We start from the raw sequence: 20,269 nt of genomic DNA on the forward strand, positions 1-20,269 counted from the left end.
ATGCCGAAGCGCACCGACATCCAGTCCATCCTCATCATCGGCGCGGGCCCGATCATCATCGGCCAGGCCTGCGAGTTCGACTATTCCGGCGCCCAGGCCTGCAAGGCCCTGCGCGCCGAGGGCTACCGCGTGATCCTGGTGAACTCGAACCCCGCCACGATCATGACCGACCCCGAGCTGGCGGACGCGACCTATATCGAGCCGATCACGCCCGAGGTGGTCGAGAAGATCATCGCCAAGGAGCGGCCGGATGCCATCCTGCCGACCATGGGCGGGCAGACCGCGCTGAACACCGCGCTGAAGCTCGACGCATCCGGCGCGCTGGCGAAGTATGGCTGCGAGCTGATCGGCGCGAAGGCCGAGGTGATCGACAAGGCCGAGGACCGCCTGAAGTTCCGCGATGCCATGACCAGGATCGGCATCGAGAGCCCGCGCAGCCACATCGCCCACACGATGGAGGAGGCGCGCGCCGGGCTGGAGCTGGTGAAGCTGCCCTGCGTCATCCGCCCCTCCTTCACCCTCGGCGGCACGGGCGGCGGCATCGCCTATAACCGCGAGGAATTCGAGCAGATCGTCGCCTCGGGCCTGGACGCCTCCATGACGACCGAGGTGCTGATCGAGGAGAGCGTGCTGGGCTGGAAGGAGTACGAGATGGAAGTGGTCCGCGACAGCGCGGACAACTGCATCATCGTCTGCTCCATCGAGAACCTGGACCCGATGGGCGTGCACACCGGCGACAGCATCACCATAGCCCCCGCGCTGACGCTGACCGACAAGGAATACCAGCGCATGCGCGATGCGAGCATCGCCTGCCTGCGCGAGATCGGCGTGGATACCGGCGGCTCCAACGTGCAGTTCGGCATCAACCCGGTGGATGGCCGCATGGTCGTCATCGAGATGAATCCGCGCGTCTCGCGCTCCTCCGCGCTCGCCTCCAAGGCCACCGGCTTCCCCATCGCCAAGATCGCGGCGAAGCTGGCCGTGGGCTACACGCTGGACGAGCTGGCGAACGACATCACCAAGACCACGCCGGCCGCCTTCGAGCCGACGATCGACTACGTGGTGGTGAAGATCCCGCGCTTCACCTTCGAGAAGTTCCCGGGCACGCCGAACACGCTGACCACCAGCATGAAATCGGTGGGCGAGACCATGGCGATCGGCCGGAGCTTCGCGGAGGCCATGCAGAAGGGCCTGCGCGGGCTGGAGACAGGGCTGTCCGGCTTCGATGACGTGGAGGTGCCGGGCGACGGATCGGAGGAGGCCTATATCTCCGCCCTCTCCACCCCCACGCCGGACCGGCTGTTGATGGCCGCCCAGGCCCTGCGCGCGGGTCTCTCGGTGGAGACCATCCACGCGGCCAGCAAGTTCGACCCCTGGTTCCTGCGCGAGTTCGAGAGGATCGTGAAGGCCGAGGCCGGGGTCATCCAGAACGGCCTGCCGACGGATGCGAACGGCATGCGCCGGCTGAAGGCGATGGGCTTCTCCGACAAGCGCCTGGCGAAGCTGGCCGGGCTGCAGGAGCCCGAGGTGCAGGTGCGGCGCGAGCGGCTGGGCGTGAAGCCCGTCTACAAGCGCATCGACACCTGCGCGGCCGAGTTCGCCTCCTCCACGCCCTACATGTACTCGACCTATGAGGGCGGCTTCGGCACGCCGGTCTGCGAGAGCGAGCCGACGGACCGGAAGAAGGTGGTGATCCTCGGCGGCGGGCCGAACCGCATCGGCCAGGGCATCGAGTTCGACTATTGCTGCGTCCACGCCGCCTATGCGCTGCGCGAGGCCGGGTTCGAGACCATCATGGTCAACTGCAACCCGGAGACGGTCTCCACCGACTACGACACCTCCGACCGCCTGTATTTCGAGCCCCTGACGGGCGAGGACGTGATCGCCCTCATCCGCAAGGAGCAGGAGAAGGGCACGCTGCTCGGCTGCATCGTGCAGTATGGCGGCCAGACCCCGCTCAAGCTCTCCCAGGCGCTGGACAAGGCGGGCATCCCCATCCTCGGCACCTCGGCGGAAGCGATCGACATCGCCGAGGACCGCGAGCGCTTCCAGCAGCTGCTGAAGGGCCTGGGCCTGAAGCAGCCGCAGAACGGCATTGCCCGCAACCTGGAAGAGGCGGAGCGCGAGGTGGAGCGCATCGGCTACCCCGTGGTGGTGCGGCCCTCCTACGTTCTCGGCGGCCGGGCGATGGAGATCGCCTATAACCACGAGCAGCTCATCCGCTTCGGCAAGGAGGCGGTGAAGGTCTCGGGCGAGAACCCGATCCTGATCGACCAGTACCTGCAGGACGCGATCGAGGTGGATGTGGACTGCATCGCCGATGCGTCGGGCGAGGTCTATGTCGCGGGCGTGATGGAGCATATCGAGGAGGCCGGCATCCATTCCGGCGACAGCGCCTGCTCCCTGCCGCCCTATTCCCTGCCGCCCGCGATCATCACCGAGCTGAAGGCCGAGACCGAGGCCATGGCGCGGGCCCTGAAGGTGCGCGGGCTGATGAACGTGCAGTACGCCGTGAAGGACGGGGAGATCTTCGTGCTGGAGGTGAACCCCCGCGCCTCCCGCACCGTGCCCTTCGTCGCCAAGGCCACCGGCGTGCCCGTGGCCAAGATCGGCGCGCGGGTGATGGCGGGCGCCAGGCTGGCCGAGTTCAAGCTCGATGACAGCCTCATCAACCGCCATGTGGCGGTGAAGGAGGCGGTGTTCCCCTTCAACCGCTTCCCCGGCGTTGACGTGCTGCTCGGGCCGGAGATGAAGTCCACGGGCGAGGTGATGGGCCTCGACCTCTCCTTCGAGCGAGCCTTCCTCAAGTCCCAGATGGGGGCCGGGGTGAAGCTGCCGGAAACCGGCACGGCCTTCATCTCGGTGAAGGACTCCGACAAGGCGGCGGCGGTCTCCCTCGCCCGGCGCCTGGCGGAGATGGGCTTCGACATCCTGGCCACCCGCGGCACCGCCGTGCGGCTGCGCGAGGCCGGGCTCGCCGTGCGGGTGGTGAACAAGGTGCTGGAGGGGCGGCCGCATTGCGTGGACGCCATCAAGTCCGGCGAGATCCAGCTGGTGATCAACACCACCGGCGGCGGGCGGTCGGTTTCCGACAGCTTCGACATCCGCCGGAGCGCGCTGACCCAGGGGGTGCCGCACTACACCACCATCGCCGGGGCGCGGGCCGCCGTTCACGCCATCGCGGCCCTTCGGGCAGGCACCCTTGATGTGGCGCCGCTCCAGGCGTATTTTCAGCCTTCGTTCTCGTAGAGGGTCCTGGCGGGCCCTCACTGGATTGGGGCGGGACTGGTTCATCCAGCGCCCGCCCCAAGCGTTTAAGGCCGCCGCGCCCCTTTCACCGGGGGCGCGGCGGCCGCATCTCAGCCATCCGGCGTGCCGCCCGTTCCGGGGGCGCACGGATGGCACTGGCCATGTGTCGCAACTGGGGGGATCACCGCCCGTGCAGAAGTTCCCGATGACCGCCGAAGGCCTTGCGCGCCTTGAGGAGGAGCTCCGCGTGCTGCGAGCCGAGGAGCGGCCTGCCGTGATTCGCGCGATCGCGGAGGCCCGCGCCCATGGCGATCTTTCCGAGAACGCCGAGTATCACGCGGCGCGCGAGAAGCAGTCCTTCATCGAGGGGCGGATCGCCGACCTCGAATCCGTCATTCCCTCGGTCGAGGTGATCGACACCTCCAAGCTCTCGGGCGACCAGGTGCGCTTCGGGGCGAAGGTCACGATCGTCGATGAGGAGACGGAGGAGGAAAAGACCTACCGCATCATCGGCGCCTATGAGGCCGACATGAAGAACGGGTCGATCTCCATCTCCTCCCCGCTCGCCAAGGCCCTGATCGGGCGCAAGGTGGGCGACAGCGTCGAGGTGCCGGCCCCGGGCGGGGCGCGCTCCGTCGAGATCACCGCCGTCACCTATAGCTGATCCGCCCTGTCATGACCGCTACCCTCGCCAGGGCCGCCGCAGCCGCTCCCGTGGCCGCGACGCCCAGCATAGCCCTCGCCGATGTGCGGGCGGCGGCGGAGCGGATCCGGGGGGCGGTCCTGCGCACCCCGCTGGTGGAGCCGCAGGCCATCGCCCGCATCGCCGGGGCACAGGTCCTGCTGAAGCTGGACAACCTCCAGGCCACTGGCGCCTTCAAGGAGCGGGGGGCGGCCAACCGCCTCGCCCTTCTCACGGCGCGGGAGCGGGCGGCGGGGGTGATCGCCATGTCGGCCGGCAACCATGCCCAGGCCGTGGCGCGCCATGCCTCCCTGCTCGGCGTTTCCGCCACCATCGTGATGCCGCGCTTCACCCCGGCCACGAAGGTGGTCCGGACGGAGGGGTGGAGTGCCAAGGTGGTGCTGCATGGCGAGACCCTGGCCGAGGCCGCGGCCCATGCGCATGAGCTGGCGCTGCGGGACGGGCTGACCTTCATCCATCCCTATGACGACCCCGCCGTGATCGCCGGCCAGGGCACCATGGCACTGGAGATCCTGGAAGACGCTGGGCCGCTGGACGCCGTGATCCTGCCTGTGGGCGGGGGCGGGCTTCTGGCCGGCTGCGCCGCCGCCATCGCCGAGGCCCGCCCGGGCCTGAAGGTGTATGGCGTGGAGGTGGAGGGCTATCCGGCCATGGCGCAGCGCCTGGCCGGGAAGGCGGTGCATGTCGGCGGCCCCACGGTGGCCGAGGGCATCGCCGTGCGCGATGTGGGGGAGCTGCCCTTCGCCCTTCTGCGCGACATGGGCATCGAGGTCCTGGTGGTGCCCGAGGCAGCGGTGGAGCAGGGCATCGCCGTGCTGGCCGAGAATGCGAAGGTGACATCCGAGGGTGCCGGCGCCGCCGGGCTGGCGGCGGTGCTGTCCCGCCCGGACCTCTTCGCGGGCAAGCGCGTGGCCACCGCGGTCTGCGGCGGCAATATCGACCCGCGGATCCTGGCCAATGTGCTGCTGCGGAACCTTCTGCGGGATGGCCGTATCCTTCGCCTGCACCTGGACATTCCGGACCGCCCCGGCGTCCTGGCCGATATTTCCACCCGCGTGGCCGCGGCGGGGGGCAATGTGATCGAGGTCAGCCACCAGCGCCTCTTCGCCGCCCCTTCCGTCCAGACCGCAGAGCTGGAGCTGATGGTCGAGGTGCGGGATTCGGCCCAGGGCGCCGCCATCGTGGCCGCGCTGGAGGCTGGGGACTACATCGTCCGCCGCGGCTGAGCCGCGCCGGGACCACGCCGTAACCGCGATGCGGCAGCCGCGTTGGCGCCCTGGGATCTGGAAGGGGCCAGCGTGGCGCGCAGGATGAACAGGATGGGCCGGCACTGATGTCGGGCACTGCGGCTTCCCCGTCTCCTCCTCCCACGCGTTCCCGGCCGTTCCGGGCGCTTCGCGCCGTGTTCCGTCCCACGCGGGTCCTTCTCGCCCTCTCGCTGCTGTCCCTGGCTGTCCTGATCTTCCTTGGCTGGTGCCTGATCCGCGTGCCCGTGGGCGGCGGCATGGCGCCGGAGGCCTCCCCCGCATCCCTGATCCTGGAGGCGCGCGACGGCACGGCCTTCGCGGCGCGCGGCAATCTCCGCGGCGAGCCGATCCCGCCCGACGCCATCCCCAGGCCGCTGATGGATGCGGTGGTGGCCATCGAGGACCGCCGCTTCTTCGACCACAACGGCATCGACCTGCGCGGCATCACCCGCGCCATGTTCCGCAACGTCTTCAGCGACCGCACCGAGGGCGCGAGCACCATCACCCAGCAGCTCGCCCGGCTTCTCTACCTGTCGCAGGAGCGCAGCATCATCCGCAAGACGCAGGAGGCCATGCTGGCCCTGTGGCTGGAGACGCGGCTTTCCAAGGAGGAGATCCTCGCGCGCTACCTGAACGCCGCCTATTTCGGCGCGGGCGCGACCGGGGCGGATGCGGCGGCGCGGCGCTATTTCGGCAAGCCCGCGACGGAGTTGAACCTGGCCGAGGCGGCCATGCTGGCCGGGCTGGTCCGCGCACCGTCCGCCCTGGCTCCCACCCGCAACCCCGAGGGCGCCAGGCGCCGGGCGGAACTGGTGCTCTCCGTCATGGAGGAGACGGGGCGCGCCACGCCGGAGCAGGTAGCCGCCGCCCGCGCGGCGCCGCCCGCGCTGCGCACCCCGCCCGAGATGCTTCCCGGCCGCGGCTATATCGCGGACTGGGTCGAGGCGGAGGCGCGGCGCCTGGTGGGGCCCATCCCGATCGATCTGGCGGTTCGCAGCACGCTGGACCCCGCCCTGCAGGACCTCGCGGAGCGGGTAGTGGCGCGATGGCTCGATCGCGAGGGGGAAAAGCAGAAAGCCGGCCAGGCGGCCCTGCTGGCCATCACCCATGATGGCGCCGTCCTGGCCGCCGTGGGCGGGCGGGACTACGCGACGAGCCAGTTCAACCGCATCACCCAGGCGCGGCGCCAGCCCGGTTCCCTGTTCAAGATCTTCACCTATGCGGCCGCGCTCGAGAATGGGGCGCGGCCCGATAGCAACGTGGTGGACCGGCCCGTGCAGATCGGAGACTGGGCGCCGGGCAATGCCTCGGGCGGGTTCCGCGGGCCCATGACGCTGCGCCAGGCTTTCGCCGGCTCCGTGAACACCGTGGCCGTCCAGCTCTTCCAGTCCCTGGGCCGGGAGCGCGTGCTGGACACGGCGCGGCGCATGGGGCTGCGCTCCACCATGCCGGAAGGCCCGAGCATCGCGCTGGGCAGCGGTGAGACGACCCTTCTGGAGATGGTCTCCGCCTTCGCCTCCATCCCGGACAACCGCGTCGTGGAACCCTATGTGGTGCGGGGCGTCCGCGCGCGGGACCGCAGCCTCTATACCCGTCCCGAAGTGCCGGCGCAGGGCGGCCGGGTGCTCTCGCCCGAGGCGCAGCAGGGCATGCTGGACCTGCTTCTCGCCGTGGTGCGGGAGGGCACGGGGCGCGCGGCCCGGCTGGACCGGCCCGTGGCCGGCAAGACCGGCACGACACAGGACAACCGTGATGCCTGGTTCATCGGCATCACGGCCGACGCGATCGTCGGCGTCTGGGTCGGCAATGACGACAACTCGCCGATGAACGGCGTCACCGGCGGGGGATTGCCGGCCCGCATCTGGCACGACTTCATGGTGGAAGCGGACCGGGTGAAGACGGCCGAGGCGCCGCTGCCCGAGGCCGCGCCCGCCACCACCGCCGAAGCCCCGCGCCAGGTGGCGCCGCTGCGCGGCCCGGCGCGGGTGATCGACACGGCCACGCTGCGCATCGGCAACCGCGCCGTGCAGCTCGCGGGCGTGATCGGGATGCGGGGCGAGTATGCCGAGAGCATGGAAGCCTTCATCGCAGGCCGCGAGGTGACCTGCATGCCGGTGGGCGATGGCGCGCATCGCTGCACCCTGGGGGACCGGGACCTGTCGGAGGTCGTGCTGTCCAATGGCGGCGGGCGCGCGGCGGCCGATGCTCCGGCGGAGCTGCGCGGCTATGAGGCGGAGGCCCGGCGCGAGCGGCTAGGGGTCTGGCGGCGCTGAGTTGCCGCAGAGGCCGATCCGGGCGCCCCCCTTTCACGTCTCGTTGAGGCGACGGGGGAAGCCTTTTCTCCCCTCCGTATGAAGGGGGCTGCGCCCGCGCGGATGGCCGATGTCCTGCCCATCCGGACGACGGGTTCCACAGCGCATCCCGCGCCACCGCCGCCGCCCGGTGCGGAGAGCGACGATGACCATGATCAGCAAGGAATGGGACCGCCACCTGGCCGGTGAGCCCGGCATCCTGCAGGAGAGCGCCAGGGCGGCGCTGCGCGGGGTGAAAGACGGTCTCCGGGGGGCTGCCCGGTGGGTGGTGTCCCGCTACCGGCAGTCCGAGGAGCAGCGCCTGCTTGCGATGCTCGATGACCACATGCGCTCGGATATCGGCCTTCCCGCCCGTGTGGACCTGGCCGCCCTGCCCCCGTTCCGCGCCTCCTGAAAGGCTCTGCGCGGATCTGCCGGGACCGGGCGCATCGCGGCGCCCTGGTCCCGCGCGCCGCTTCCCAGCCCCTTTCCGCCTGGGGCAGGCGCCGGATCGGCAGCCATGCCCAAGGCCGGGCCTTACCCCTCCACCGGCACCCCGGCCTCGTCCTTGGAGGTGCGGATGGTCTGGAGGGTGCGGACATGCATCACGGTGGCTGCGCCCGTCAGCCTGTTGGTCAGTTCGTTCTCATGCGCGGCGTTCCGCGCCACCAGGCGCAGCAGGAAGTCGCCACCGCCACGGATCATGTGGCACTCCCGCACCTCCGGCCAGTCGCGCACCATGGCCTCGAAGGCCTCCAGCACGGGCAGCTTCTGGCTTTCCAGCCCGACCACGGCGAAGAAGATGATCTCCCAGCCCAGCGCGGAGGGCTCCACATCCGCATGGTAGCCGCGGATCACGCCCGTCTCCTCCAGGCGCCGGACGCGGCGGAGGCAAGGCGGGGCTGAGAGGCCGACCTTCGCGGCCAGCGCCACATTGGTCATCCGGCCATCGGCCTGCAGCTCGCGCAGGATGTCGCGGTCGGTCGCGTCCAGGGCACCAGGGCCGAAGTCTTTGCCGAGTTCTTTCAAGGGCGGGTCTTCTCTCGGGCCGTTCGGAGCTGGGCGCTTCGGGTTGGGCAGCAATAATCCGGCACGTGCGGGACGGCACGGGTTTCCTTCCCAGGCGGCACGGCACCGGCCCCATATGAGGGATCGGACAAGCCGCAGCCATGCCCGGCGCAAGAAAACCGATGCGACCGGCGTGCCGGAGTTACCGAAGCGGTCTCCCCGGGGGCGGTGGACTATCCTCCCGAGAGGGGGGAGGCTTCAAGGGTGGGGTGGTGCATCGTCCTCGCCGCACCGATATGGTGTACCCACGACTCTGCACTGCACTTGGAACATGGACGTGGCCGAGACCCACCGCACGCGACTGCTGATCCTCGGGGCCGGGCCGGCCGGCTATACCGCCGCGATTTACGCGGCGCGCGCCGGACTGGAGCCTATCCTCGTCGCGGGGCTGCAGCCTGGCGGGCAGCTGACCATCACCACCGATGTCGAGAATTTCCCCGGCTTCGCCACCGCGGTCCAGGGCCCCTGGCTGATGGACCAGATGCGCGCCCAGGCGGAGCATGTGGGAACCCGCATCATCCAGGATGTGATCACCCGGGTGGAGCTTGGCGCCCGCCCCTTCCGTGCCCTGGGCGACTCGGGCGATGCGTATGAATGCTCCGCCATGGTGATCGCCACCGGCGCCCAGGCGCGCTGGCTGGGCATCCCCGGTGAGAAGGAGCTTTCGGGCTTCGGCGTCTCCGCCTGCGCCACCTGCGACGGCTTCTTCTTCCGCGGCCGGGAGGTGGCGGTGATCGGCGGCGGCAATTCGGCGGTGGAGGAGGCGCTCTACCTTGCCGGGCTGGCCGCCAAGGTCACGCTGATCCACCGGCGCGACAGCCTGCGGGCCGAGCGGATCATGCAGGAGCGCCTGTTCAAGCACCCGAAGGTCTCGATCATCTGGAACACGGTGGTGGAGGAGGCGCTGGCGACCGAGGGCCAGTTCCCGGCGCTGCGCGCCCTGAAGCTGCGCGACCTGGTCGGCGGCGGCCATTACGAGCTGCCCGTGGACGGCATGTTCGTCGCCATCGGGCATGACCCGGCCACTGCCCTGTTCCGCGGGCAGCTGGAGACCGACGCCGACGGCTACATCGTGACCGAACCGGGATCCGCCCGCACCAGCCTGCCCGGCGTCTTCGCCGCGGGCGACGTGCAGGACCGGATCTACCGCCAGGCCGTGACCGCCGCGGGCAGCGGCTGCATGGCGGCGCTCGATGCCGAGAAATGGCTCGCCCATATCCCGGATGATGCCCCCTCCCCCGCCGCTTATGATTCGGTGAGCGTCTGATGCCACTCGACTGGGACAAGCTGCGCGTCTTCCACGCCGTGGCCGAGGCCGGGTCCTTCACCCATGCCGGTGACACGCTGAACCTCAGCCAGTCCGCCGTCTCCCGCCAGATCCAGGCACTGGAGGAGAGCCTGGCCGTGCCGCTCTTCCACCGCCATGCGCGGGGCCTGATCCTGACGGAGCAGGGCGAGACGCTGAACAAGACGGTGCGCGAGGTCTTCGCCAAGCTGGCCATGACCGAGGCGCTGCTGACCGAGAGCCGGGAGCGCGCGGCCGGGCGGCTGAAGGTGACGACCACGACCGGCTTCGGCTCCACCTGGCTGGCGCCGCGGCTGGAGAGGTTCCTGACCCTTCACCCCGAGGTCACGGTCACCCTGCTGCTGGACGACACGGAACTGGACCTGGCGATGCGGGAGGCGGACCTGGCCATCCGCATGCACCCGCCGCGTCAGCCCGACCTGATCCAGCGGCACATCGCCACCTTCGGCTGGAAGGTGGTCGGCTCGGCCGATTACCTGCGCACCGCCGGCATCCCGCAGCGCGCGGAGGACCTGGATGCCCATCGGCTGATCATCTACGGCGATTACCATCCTCCCGTGCAGGACATTAACTGGCTCGCCGAGGCCGGGCGCCGGCCGGGTTCTCCGCGCCGGGCGGCGGTGGAGGTGAACTCCCTGCCGGCCATGCTGCGCGCCGTCCGGTCCGGCCTCGGGCTCGCCGCCCTGCCGGACTACATGGGCGAGGATCTGGCCGAGCTGGTGCAGGTGCTGCCAGAGCTGAAGGCGCCGAAGATCGAAGCCTATTTCGTGTATCCGGAGGAAATGCGGAATTCCAAGCGGGTGGCGGTGTTCCGCGACTTCCTGGTGGCGGAGCTGGCGGCGGGGTGAATGCTGCGCCGCGTCATGCGGCACCCGCATGGCCGATGGGTAATCTTGGCACGCCGCGCATGGCGTGAGCGGGCCTAACCTCGCATTCGTTCGGTAATTGATCCGGACGGGGTCCCCGGACCCCCGCGTCTCCCAGACGTGAAGCCTCCCTGTATGACTTGCCCGGAAGGCCAAAGGCTTCAGGCCGTGGCTTTCCGGGCTTTCTTTTTCGCGCGTGCGATGCCACCTGACGCCTACCGCGTGACGTGGCGCGCCATCGGATTCCAGGCCACCGGAACAGGACCGGCACCGGACCCCAGCAGAGAGCAAAGATGCGAACCCTTAAGGGCACTGATTTCAACGACCGCAGCAAGAATTCTCTGGAGGCCAAGAAGGCGCTCCTTGAGCGCTTCAAGGCGCGGCCTCCTGCCGATGACCCGGCGGTCCAGGCCCGCCAAGAGGAGCGCCGCCGGATCATCGAGGCTCGCGAGGCCCGCGAGGCCGAGCGCCGCCGGCTCAAAGAAGAGGAAAAGGCCCGCCAGGAGGCGGAGCGCCTGCGGCTGATCGCCGAGGAGGAGGCCCGCCAGGCCGAGCTGGCCCGTCAGGCCGCCGAGGAAGCCGAACAGGCTCGCCAGGCCCTGATCGAGGCCAAGCTGGAGCGCGACCGCCGCTACGCCGCACGCAAGGCCCGGGCAAAGGGCAAGAAGTAATCCGCTTCGGTGGCCCGGAAGGGCGGCCGAGCAGAACTGGTTGACGCGCCGCCGGCTCCGATGGGGCCGGCGGCGCTGTCGTTTACGGCTATGCGGCCCGGGCGACCCGCGCGGCATGGGCGCGGATGATCGGATCCAGCCCAGCATCCGCCAGATCGGCCGAGAAGCCGGGATGAACCGTGCCGAGCCGGGACGGCCAGCCCGCAACGAGGCACTCCACGGCGGGATCCGGGGCACAGGAGACGCGGGCGCCCGTGATGCCGCAGCGCTCCAGCGCCGCCAGGGCCAGCTCCGCCGACCCTGCCAGTGAGGGTACGTGCAGGATGCGCCCGGGTATGGGCACCAGTGCGGCGCGGAGGGCGATTCCCAGCGAGGCTTCGACCGAGGCGACGGGAACCGCATGGACCGGTGTAAGCGGCGCGGTGAAGGGCTGGCCCCGCAGGGCCGAATCGATCAGGTCCGAGACGAAGCCGGCGCCTGGTGGCGCTGTCCGCGCGGCCGTGCGGATGATGCTGACGGGTAGGCGCACCACCACCCCATCCGCCTCGCCACGCCGCGTGGCATCCAGCAGCAGGCGCTCCGCAAGCACCTTGCTGGTGCCATAGGTGGAGCGGGGCTCGGGAGGCGTTTCCTCGGTCGCCACCGCGTCTCCCCTGCCGAACACCGCGACGCTCGACAGCAGCACGACCCGGGGCGGCTCGGGCTGGGCACGGGCCCAGCGGAGAACGGCCCGCATCCCCTCCACATTGATGTTGAAGGCGGCATCCGGGTCCGCCTCGCTGGCCTGGCTGGTGATGGCGGCGGCATGGACCACCGCCCCAGCCGTCGGCGCGAGCACGGGGAAGCCGGCGATATCGGCGGTGATGGTCCGGAAGGGGGTGGCGAGGAGCGGCGAGCGGTCCAGCCCCACCACCTCCGCCACCCGCGGGTCCGCCGCGAGCATCGCCGTCAGCCTGCCGCCCAGAAAGCCGGCGGCGCCCGTGACGATGACGCGCATGCCTATTCCGGCTTCACATTCGCCGTGCGGATCACCTCAGCCCAGCGATCGATGTCCTGGCGCAGGAAGGGCACCATCTGCTCGCCGGTGCGGACATTCACGGTCATCCCGACCTCGGTCGTGCGGGCCCGCACCGGCTCACGCGCGATGGCGGCCAGGGCCAACTCACGCAGCCGCGCCAGGGCGGGCGCCGGGACGCCCGAGGGCGCGAAGAGGCCGAACCAGGCATCCGCCTCCACCCCCTGCACGCCGGCCTGGGCCAGGGTGGGCAGTTCGGGCAGATGCGGGGAGCGGTTGGGCGAGGCGACGGCCAGGGCGCGGAGCCGGCCGCTCTGAACCTGGCTCAGCACGGTGGGGGTGGTGGCGAAGCTGACCTGAACATGGCCGCCGAGAAGGTCGTTCATCATGGGCGCGGAGCCGCGATAGGGCACATGCACCATCTCCGCCCCCGTCTTGGCGTGGAACAGCTCCAGGGTGAGATGCGAGGCCGAGCCCTGGCCCGTGGAGGCGCAGGTGATCTTCCCGGGCTGGGCGCGGAGCAGGGCGAGCAGCTCCGCCACGTTGTTCGCCGGCACGTCCGGGCGCACGACCAGGATGTGCTGCAGGTCCGCCAGCCCGGCTATGGGCGCGAAATCCCGCACCGGGTCGTAGCCGCCGCCATCGGGCAGCAGCGAGATGTTCGTCGCGTGGGTCTGGTTGGAGGCGAGCATGATGGAGGTGCCATCGGCCGGCCCGGTGGCCACGCGGCGCGCACCGATGGAGCCGCCTCCCCCGGCGACGTTCTCCACCACCACCGGCGAGCCGAGGTCCTTCGCCATCTCGCCGGCCATCAGCCGCGCCAGGATGTCCGTGGGGCCGCCTGCCGGGTAGGGCACGACGAGCACCACCGGGCGGCCGGGGGACCAGGCACCCTGGGCGCGCGCGATGGCCGGGGTGGCCAGTGTGCCGGACAGGGCGAGCAGATGGCGCCGCGTGAGCATGTGGAGAGGTTCCTTCCCCCTTGGTGTTGGCCGCGCCGGACGCGGGACATGGCCCCACGGATCGCACGGATTCTCGCCCGGCGAAAAGGGCCGGCCCGGAGCGGTGCGGACCATGCCACGGGCTGACGCGCGCCTCGCTCCGGCGCAGGATGCGCGCGTTCATCCGGGAGGGATCATGTTCTTCGAGGGCTTCACGCTGGAAACCCGCGAGGCGAATGGGATCGCCCTGCGCTATCGGCGCGGGGGCAGCGGCCCTCCCCTGCTCCTGCTGCACGGGAACCCGCAGACCCATTGCATGTGGCACAAGGTGGCGCCCGTGCTGGCGCGGCGCTTCACCGTGATCTGCCCGGATCTGCGCGGCTACGGTTTCAGCGGGAAGCCGGCGGTCTCCCCCGGCGCGAAGGCCTTCTCGAAGCGCGAGATGGCGGCCGACATGGCGGCGCTGATGACGGAACTTGGATTCGCGCGCTTCGGCGTGGTGAGCCATGACCGCGGCGCGCGGGTGGCACACCGGCTGGCGCTGGACCACGCCGGCCCGGTGGAGCGGCTTTGCACGATGGATATCGTGCCCACCCTCGCGCATTTCGAGCGGACCGACATGGCCTTTGCCATGGGCTACTACCACTGGTTCTTCCTGGCCCAGCCGCATCCGATCCCCGAGCGCATGATCAAGCGGGACGTGGAGGATTGGTTCCGCCTGCACACCTCGCGCGAGCCGAAGGACGACGGCTTCTTCCACCCGGAGGCGCGGGCCGACTACCTCGCGGCGCTCCGGCTGGAGGGAACGGTGGAATCGATCTGCGAGGATTACCGCGCGGCGACCGGCATCGACCTGGAGCATGACCGCGCCTCGCGGAAGGAGGGGGTGCGGGTGCGCTGCCCCATGCTCGTCCTCTGGGGATCGAAGGGGAAGATCGGGCAGTGGTACCAGCCGCTCCAGATCTGGCGCGACTTCGCCGACGGGCCGATCACCGGCGGGCCGGTGACGAGCGGGCACTACCTGGCCGAGGAAGCGCCCGAGGAGGTGCTGGCGGCGCTGGAGCCCTTCCTCACACCGTGAACTGCTCGGCGAGGATGCGCTCGGGCAGGCCATGGTCGGGATCGAAGAGCATGGTCAGCCGGACGCGATGATCCTCGCAGATCTCGACACGGCGCACATCCCGCACCTCCGTATAGTCGGCCACGGCGGCGACGGGGCGCTTCTCCGCCTCCAGGATCTCGAAGGCGACCGAGGCCGTCCCGGGCAGCAGCGCGCCTCGCCAGCGGCGTGGACGGAAGGCGGAGATGGGCGTCATGGCGAGCAGGTTGGTGCCCAGGGGGATAATCGGCCCATGGGCGGACAGGTTATAGGCGGTGCTGCCCGCGGGGGTGGCGACGAGAATGCCGTCACAGACCAGCTCCGCCATGCGCTCCTTGCCATCCACGATGATGCGGATCTTGGCGGCCTGGCGGGTTTCGCGCAGGAGCGAGACCTCGTTGATGGCCAGCGCCTCGTGCACCGCGCCGGACGCGTCGGTGGTGCGCATCTGCAGGGGCTGCAGGGAGGCGGCCTGGGCAGATTTCAGCCGATCGGGCAGCCCGTCCTCTCGATAGGCATTCATCAGGAAGCCGACGCTGCCCCGGTTCATGCCGTAGATCGGCAGGTTCTGGCCGAGGAAGCGGTGCTGCGTTTCCAGCATGGCGCCGTCGCCGCCCAGGGCGACCACCACGGCCGCCTCCTCGACCGGTGCGTCCCCGTGGAGGGCGACCAGGCGCTGCCGGGCCTGGCAGGCCTCCTCCGATGCGGCCGCGACGAAGGCGATGCGGCCCGTCAGGTCATCCGGGAGTTCCCGAAGCGCATCCGGGTCCGGCGCACCGCCAAGTAGGGCCGCGGTCATGCCAGGCGCCGGTGCTCCAGCACCGGCATGTCACGGCGCACCCGCTCCGTGACCAGCGGGTCGATCCGCGCGGTGGCCCAGCCCGTGCCGTCGGAGCATTTCGCGACGACATGGCCCCAGGGATCGCAGATCAGCGAGTGGCCATAGGTGTGGCGCGGCCCCTTGGGCTCCATGTGCTGGCCCCAGCAGGCCGGGGCGGCGAGCCAGCACTGGGTTTCGATGGCGCGGGCGCGGATCAGCACCTCCCAATGGTCCTTGCCGGTCTGCAAGGTGAAGGCGGCGGGGAGGAAGATCAGCTCCGCCCCGGCGCGGCGGAGGGAGAGGAACAGTTCGGGGAAGCGCACGTCGTAGCAGATGGCCAGCCCGCACTGCGTATCACCGGCCTTGGCCGTCACCACGGCGCTTCCGCCGTCATAGGTCGAGCTCTCCCGGTAGCCCGTGCCGTCCGGGGCGGTGATGTCGAAAAGGTGGATCTTGCTGTAGCGCGCGATCTCCTTCCCGTCCGGGCCGAAGAGCAGGCTGGTGTTGCGCAGGCGCTCACCCACCCGCTCTCCGATACTGCCGCCATGGACATGGATCCGGTTCGCCACGGCCATCGCGCGCAGCGCCTCATAGGCCTCGCCGCCCCGGGCGTTGGAGCCGGGTTCGGGCAGCATCTCGGCAGCGGCCAGCTTGGTGGCGCGGTCGCCGCCCAGGCAGGTCCAGATCTCGGGGAAGGCGATGATGTCGGGCCGGTCCGCCGCGATCGCGCCTTCGGCGAGGCGGCTGGCCTGGGCAATATTCGCGGCCTTGTCGGCCCCGGGATTCATCTGGACGACCGTGACGCGCATGAAGGGCTCCGGAGCTGGGGGACGCATCAAGCGCGCCCGCGTGCCGGACCGCAAGCGCCGGGACTTGACGGTTTCGGCGGTGGGCGTCTCCATCCGCGCAAAGATGCCGGAGGAGCCGTGCCATGATCCATCGTCGCAGCTGGTTGGGGCTTATGGGCGCGCTTGCCGCGCCGGGCGTGCTGAGAGCTCAGACGAACTGGCCGAACCGGCCGATCCGGCTGGTGGTGGCCTTCGCCGCCGGTGGCGCTGCCGATAGCGTGGCCCGTGTGCTGGCGCCCAAGATGGGCGAGCGCCTGGGCCAGAGCGTGGTGGTCGAGAACCGCACCGGTGGTAGCGGTTCCAATGGCGGTGGCGTCGTGGCCCAGGCCGCGCCGGACGGGCACACGCTGCTCTGGGACGCATCCTCCCATGTCGTGAATCCCAGCCTGCTGCGGGGCCTGTCCTTCGACTACACGACCGCCTTCCTGCCGGTGACGCTCGCAGCCACCTTCCCCCAGGTGCTGGCGGTGAAGGCCGAGAATCCGGCCCGGAGCGTGGCCGAGTTCGTGGCCCAGGCGAAGCAGCGACCGGGAACGCTGAACATCGGCACCCAGGGCAACGCCACGGCGGGGCACCTGGCCCTTGCCCAGTTCCAGCGCCTGGCCGGGATCGAGGTGACGCACGCCCCCTATCGCGGCGGCGCCGATGCAGCGCGGGACCTGGCGGCGGGCGTGCTGGACGGCGCCTTCATCACCGCCCTTTCCGCCGGGCCCATCGCGGATTCCGGGCGTGCCCGGCTCCTGGCCGTCGCCACGGAGACCCGCATCGCTTCCCGCCCGGACCTGCCCACCTTCGCGGAAGCCGGCATCGCTGGCCTGACCATCGCCGAGTGGTGTGCCCTGTTCGCGCCGGCAGGCACGCCCCAGCCCGTCGCGGAGCGCCTGCACGATGCCGTGCGCGCCGCCCTCGACGATGCGGAGGTGAAGTCGCGGCTGAACCAGCTGGTTGCGCTGCCCGTGGGCTCGCCGCCCCAGGACTTCGCGCGCTTCGTCCGGGACAGCCGCGCGACGATGGCAACCCTGGTCCGGGAAGCGAATATCCGGGTGGAATAAACCGTCAGGGCGGAGCGTCGGGCGGGCTCTTCCGCCCGGAGCTCCGCGCCATCACCGCGGAGCCGATCGCCGCCAGCAGGGCGATGCCCGCCACGACGATCAACAGCAGGGACAGGCCGAGCTGGAGCAACCGTGCCACCAGCGCGAGGGCGCCGAAAAGGATAGCCAGGCCGAGCGCCCATCGCATCATGATCCCGATCCCTGCCAGCGTTCCTGTCTGAACGGCGCCAAGCCCTCGGCGTTTCGGCGCGGCTACTCGGACCGGAAGCGCCGCAAATCCGGCTTCACCGCCAGCACGGCTTCGGCAAGCGGCGCAGGCCAGGGTGCACCGCGTGTCGGAACGGTCAGGCTGGCTGCTCCGTCATCGAGAAGCAGGAGGTAGAGCCGCTCGGTTTCCGTATCATAGCCGAGGAACATGCCGTCCTGCGCGCAGTCCCCGCCATCGCAGGTCCAGCCGAACACATACCGGTCCTCGGCGGTGCTCAACCGGCCCGGCTCGGCCGCACGGAGATGGCGGAGGATGTAGGTCTGGCGGCCGCGCGTGACAGAACGAAATACGATCGTGACATCCGGATGGGCCGCGAGCGCGGCCACGGTCTGCCCGGCCAGGCTGAGCGGCGGCGGCTCCGGGACGACCTGGCCCTGCGCAGGCATCACGGCGAGAAGCATGAAAAGCAGAAGGGCGAGTGGTCGCCCACCCGCCCTTCGCGCATCCTGACGGAAAGGCGTGATCACGCCTCGGCCGTCTCCTCAACCACCTCCGGCTTCGGGCCGCTGTCCAGGCCCTTGGCCGCGACATCGCGCTCGACCAACTCGATCACCGCCATCTGCGCGGCATCGCCGTAGCGGATGCCGGCGCGGAGCACGCGGGTGTAGCCGCCGCTGCGGGCCGCGTAGCGCGGCGCCAGCGTGTCGAAAAGCTTGCGGACCACGGCCGCATCGCGGATCTGCGCGGCCGCCTGACGGCGGGCGTGCAGGTCACCACGCTTCCCGAGGGTGATGATGCGCTCCACATAGGGGCGCAGCTCCTTGGCCTTGGGCAGCGTGGTGGTGATCTGCTCATGCTTGAGCAGGCTGGTCGCCATGTTGCGGAACATGGAGAGCCGATGGGAGGAGGTGACGCCGAGCTTCCGGCCCGAGACCCCGTGACGCATTGTTCTAGTCCTCTGTTACGGGCCGCTTAGAAGGGCTCGTCGACCTTGCGGGCCAGGTCCTCGATGTTCTCCGGCGGCCAGCCGGGGACGTTCATGCCGAGCTGCAGGCCCATGGAGGTGAGAACCTCCTTGATCTCGTTGAGAGACTTGCGGCCGAAGTTCGGCGTGCGGAGCATCTCCTGCTCGGACTTCTGAACGAGATCGCCGATATAGACGATGTTGTCGTTCTTCAGGCAGTTCGCGGAGCGGACGGAGAGTTCGAGCTCGTCCACCTTGCGGAGCAGGTTGCGGTTGAACGGCAGGTCGTCCTCGACCTCGGCGGCACGCGCCTCGCGCGGCTCATCGAAGTTGATGAAGAGCTGCAGCTGGTCCTGCAGGATGCGGGCGGCCAGGGCCACCGCGTCGTCCGGCGTGACCGTGCCGTCCGTCTCCACGGTGAGGACAAGCTTGTCGTAGTCGGTCCGCTGGCCGACGCGGGTCGGCTCCACGCGATAGGCCACGCGGCGCACCGGGGAGTAGATCGCGTCCACCGGGATGAGCCCGATCGGCGCATCCTCGGGGCGGTTCTCAGAGGCCGGGACATAGCCCTTGCCCGTGGCAACGGTGAGCTCGGCATTCAGCCGGGCGCCGTCGTCCAGCGTGCAGATGACCAGTTCCGGGTTGGCGATCTCGATATCGCCGGAGACCTGGATCTGGCCGGCCGTCACCTCGCCCGGGCCGGTCGCGGTCAGGGAAAGGCGCTTGGAGCCCTCCCCCTGCATGCGGATGGCCAGGCGCTTGATGTTCAGGACGATGTCCGTCACGTCCTCGCGCACGCCGGGCAGGCTGCTGAATTCATGCAGCGCGCCGTCGATCTGCACCGCGGTGACGGCCGCCCCCTGAAGGGAGGACAGCAGCACGCGGCGCAGGGCGTTGCCGAGCGTCATGCCGAAGCCGCGCTCCAGCGGCTCCGCGACGATGGTCGCGACGCGGGCGGGGTCCTGGCCCCCTTCCACTTCGAGACGCTCGGGCTTGATGAGGGAACGCCAGTTGCGATCCATCGCGCCACTCATGGTGGGGTACCCCTCAGACGCGGCGCCGCTTGCGGGGGCGGCAGCCATTATGCGGGATCGGCGTCACGTCCTTGATCGCGGTGACGTAGAAGCCGACGGCCTGCAGGGCGCGAAGCGCGCTCTCGCGGCCCGAGCCGGGGCCGGAGACCATGATCTCCAGCGTCTCCATGCCGTGCTCGCGAGCCTTCTTGCCCGCATCCTCAGCCGCGACCTGCGCGGCGTAGGGGGTGGACTTACGGCTGCCCTTGAAGCCCTGGGAGCCCGAGGACGACCAGGCGATCGCGTTGCCCTGGCTGTCCGTGATCGTGACGATCGTGTTGTTGAAGGAGGCGAGGACGTGGGCCACGCCGGAAGAGATGTTCTTCCGTTCCTTCTTGCGGGGGCGGGAACCCGCGTTCGGCTGACGCGCCATCTTACTTGGTAACCTTCTTCTTGCCGGCGATCGCCACGGCCTTGCCCTTGCGGGTGCGGGCGTTCGTGTGGGTGCGCTGGCCACGCACCGGCAGGCCACGACGGTGACGGAGGCCGCGATAGCAGGCCATGTCCATCAGCCGCTTGATGTTCATCGCCACTTCGCGGCGGAGGTCACCCTCGACGCGGTAGTCGCGGTCCATCGTCTCGCGCAGGCGGAGCAGCTCATCCTCGGAGAGCTGGTTCACCCGGCGCTCCTCGGGGATGCCAAGCTTGGCGCAGATGTCGGCCGCATTCTTGGGGCCGATACCAAAGATATAGCGCAGCGAGATGTGCACGCGCTTGTTGTCGGGGATGTTCACGCCGGCGATGCGCGCCACGTTGCTCTCCTGGAGCCCTGGGCTCCGTTCGGGCCGGTCGGTGAAGCCGCCCGGCGAGGTGATCCTGACCCCACCCGGAGAGGTGAGGCCAATGCG

General features: G+C 70.1%; 21 protein-coding genes. 10 read left to right on the forward strand and 11 right to left on the reverse strand.

What is annotated here, in order from left to right; translation table 11 throughout:
- The 5 genes from carB (at position 1) to J8J14_RS09090 (ending at position 7,905) form a co-directional block, all read left to right on the forward strand.
- Positions 1-3,249 (forward strand): carbamoyl-phosphate synthase large subunit, encoded by a 3,249-nt coding sequence (gene carB / locus J8J14_RS09070; protein ID WP_209379185.1) that lies wholly within the window; start codon positions 1-3, stop codon positions 3,247-3,249.
- Positions 3,250-3,439: 190 nt separating this feature from the next.
- Positions 3,440-3,913: a transcription elongation factor GreA gene (gene greA, locus J8J14_RS09075; protein WP_209379186.1), complete on the forward strand. Its 474-nt coding sequence runs from the start codon at positions 3,440-3,442 to the stop codon at positions 3,911-3,913.
- 11 nt (positions 3,914-3,924) lie between these two features.
- Positions 3,925-5,178: a threonine ammonia-lyase gene (locus J8J14_RS09080; RefSeq protein ID WP_209379187.1), complete on the forward strand. Its 1,254-nt coding sequence runs from the start codon at positions 3,925-3,927 to the stop codon at positions 5,176-5,178.
- A gap of 176 nt (positions 5,179-5,354) precedes the next feature.
- The gene (locus J8J14_RS09085) at positions 5,355-7,472 is read left to right on the forward strand and encodes a PBP1A family penicillin-binding protein (RefSeq protein WP_342452416.1); all 2,118 of its coding nucleotides are present in this window, start codon (positions 5,355-5,357) and stop codon (positions 7,470-7,472) included.
- Between the two features lie 184 nt (positions 7,473-7,656).
- Positions 7,657-7,905, forward strand: a complete 249-nt coding sequence (locus J8J14_RS09090; RefSeq protein WP_209379189.1) for a hypothetical protein — start codon at positions 7,657-7,659, stop codon at positions 7,903-7,905.
- A 122-nt stretch (positions 7,906-8,027) separates the two neighbouring features.
- On the opposite strand, the gene J8J14_RS09095 is transcribed toward J8J14_RS09090, so the two are convergent.
- Positions 8,028-8,519 (reverse strand): Lrp/AsnC family transcriptional regulator, encoded by a 492-nt coding sequence (locus J8J14_RS09095; RefSeq protein WP_245215603.1) that lies wholly within the window; start codon positions 8,517-8,519, stop codon positions 8,028-8,030.
- A gap of 316 nt (positions 8,520-8,835) precedes the next feature.
- Between J8J14_RS09095 and trxB the strand changes: the two genes are divergently transcribed.
- The 3 genes from trxB (at position 8,836) to J8J14_RS09110 (ending at position 11,401) form a co-directional block, all read left to right on the forward strand.
- Positions 8,836-9,825: a thioredoxin-disulfide reductase gene (gene trxB / locus J8J14_RS09100; protein WP_342452417.1), complete on the forward strand. Its 990-nt coding sequence runs from the start codon at positions 8,836-8,838 to the stop codon at positions 9,823-9,825.
- The gene (locus J8J14_RS09105) at positions 9,825-10,712 is read left to right on the forward strand and encodes a LysR family transcriptional regulator (RefSeq protein WP_209379191.1); all 888 of its coding nucleotides are present in this window, start codon (positions 9,825-9,827) and stop codon (positions 10,710-10,712) included. The genes trxB and J8J14_RS09105 overlap by 1 nt, the downstream gene beginning before the upstream one ends.
- Before the next feature lie 245 nt (positions 10,713-10,957).
- On the forward strand, positions 10,958-11,401 hold the full coding sequence (locus J8J14_RS09110; RefSeq protein ID WP_342452418.1) for a DUF6481 family protein: 444 nt from the start codon (positions 10,958-10,960) through the stop codon (positions 11,399-11,401).
- An 88-nt stretch (positions 11,402-11,489) separates the two neighbouring features.
- On the opposite strand, the gene J8J14_RS09115 is transcribed toward J8J14_RS09110, so the two are convergent.
- Positions 11,490-12,398 carry an NAD-dependent epimerase/dehydratase family protein gene (locus J8J14_RS09115; RefSeq protein ID WP_209379192.1) on the reverse strand — a complete coding sequence of 303 codons (909 nt, stop codon included), beginning with the start codon at positions 12,396-12,398 and terminating at the stop codon, positions 11,490-11,492.
- Positions 12,399-12,400: 2 nt separating this feature from the next.
- Positions 12,401-13,378, reverse strand: coding sequence for a Bug family tripartite tricarboxylate transporter substrate binding protein (locus tag J8J14_RS09120; protein WP_209379193.1), 978 nt, complete (start codon positions 13,376-13,378; stop codon positions 12,401-12,403).
- A gap of 112 nt (positions 13,379-13,490) precedes the next feature.
- Here J8J14_RS09120 and J8J14_RS09125 point away from each other — a divergent pair, with 112 nt between their 5' ends.
- Positions 13,491-14,438 (forward strand): alpha/beta fold hydrolase, encoded by a 948-nt coding sequence (locus J8J14_RS09125; RefSeq protein WP_342452419.1) that lies wholly within the window; start codon positions 13,491-13,493, stop codon positions 14,436-14,438.
- On the opposite strand, the gene J8J14_RS09130 is transcribed toward J8J14_RS09125, so the two are convergent.
- Positions 14,428-15,255, reverse strand: coding sequence for an NAD kinase (locus J8J14_RS09130; RefSeq protein WP_209379194.1), 828 nt, complete (start codon positions 15,253-15,255; stop codon positions 14,428-14,430). The two genes, J8J14_RS09125 and J8J14_RS09130, sit on opposite strands and share 11 nt — an antisense overlap.
- Positions 15,252-16,085: a carbon-nitrogen hydrolase family protein gene (locus J8J14_RS09135; RefSeq protein WP_209379195.1), complete on the reverse strand. Its 834-nt coding sequence runs from the start codon at positions 16,083-16,085 to the stop codon at positions 15,252-15,254. Before J8J14_RS09135 ends, J8J14_RS09130 begins: the two co-directional genes overlap by 4 nt.
- A 122-nt stretch (positions 16,086-16,207) precedes the next feature.
- Between J8J14_RS09135 and J8J14_RS09140 the strand changes: the two genes are divergently transcribed.
- Complete coding sequence (locus J8J14_RS09140; RefSeq protein WP_209379196.1) at positions 16,208-17,176, forward strand: Bug family tripartite tricarboxylate transporter substrate binding protein; 969 nt, start codon at positions 16,208-16,210, stop codon at positions 17,174-17,176.
- 4 nt (positions 17,177-17,180) lie between these two features.
- On the opposite strand, the gene J8J14_RS09145 is transcribed toward J8J14_RS09140, so the two are convergent.
- From J8J14_RS09145 to rpsM, 6 genes are all read right to left on the reverse strand, one after another.
- Entirely contained in the window at positions 17,181-17,366 is a 186-nt protein-coding gene (locus J8J14_RS09145) for a hypothetical protein (RefSeq protein ID WP_209379197.1), read from the reverse strand.
- 62 nt (positions 17,367-17,428) lie between these two features.
- Positions 17,429-17,911, reverse strand: a complete 483-nt coding sequence (locus J8J14_RS09150) for a hypothetical protein (RefSeq protein ID WP_209379198.1) — start codon at positions 17,909-17,911, stop codon at positions 17,429-17,431.
- Entirely contained in the window at positions 17,908-18,330 is a 423-nt protein-coding gene (rplQ, locus tag J8J14_RS09155) for a 50S ribosomal protein L17 (protein WP_209379199.1), read from the reverse strand. Before rplQ ends, J8J14_RS09150 begins: the two co-directional genes overlap by 4 nt.
- Positions 18,331-18,356: 26 nt before the next feature.
- Complete coding sequence (locus J8J14_RS09160) at positions 18,357-19,370, reverse strand: DNA-directed RNA polymerase subunit alpha (RefSeq protein WP_245215604.1); 1,014 nt, start codon at positions 19,368-19,370, stop codon at positions 18,357-18,359.
- 25 nt (positions 19,371-19,395) lie between these two features.
- On the reverse strand, positions 19,396-19,794 hold the full coding sequence (gene rpsK, locus J8J14_RS09165; RefSeq protein WP_043835425.1) for a 30S ribosomal protein S11: 399 nt from the start codon (positions 19,792-19,794) through the stop codon (positions 19,396-19,398).
- Position 19,795: 1 nt separating this feature from the next.
- Positions 19,796-20,173, reverse strand: coding sequence for a 30S ribosomal protein S13 (rpsM, locus tag J8J14_RS09170; RefSeq protein ID WP_209379201.1), 378 nt, complete (start codon positions 20,171-20,173; stop codon positions 19,796-19,798).
- Positions 20,174-20,269: the final 96 nt, after the last annotated feature.

Origin of the sequence: Pararoseomonas baculiformis (assembly GCF_017813395.1) — a bacterium.
GTDB lineage: Bacteria > Pseudomonadota > Alphaproteobacteria > Acetobacterales > Acetobacteraceae > Roseomonas > Roseomonas baculiformis.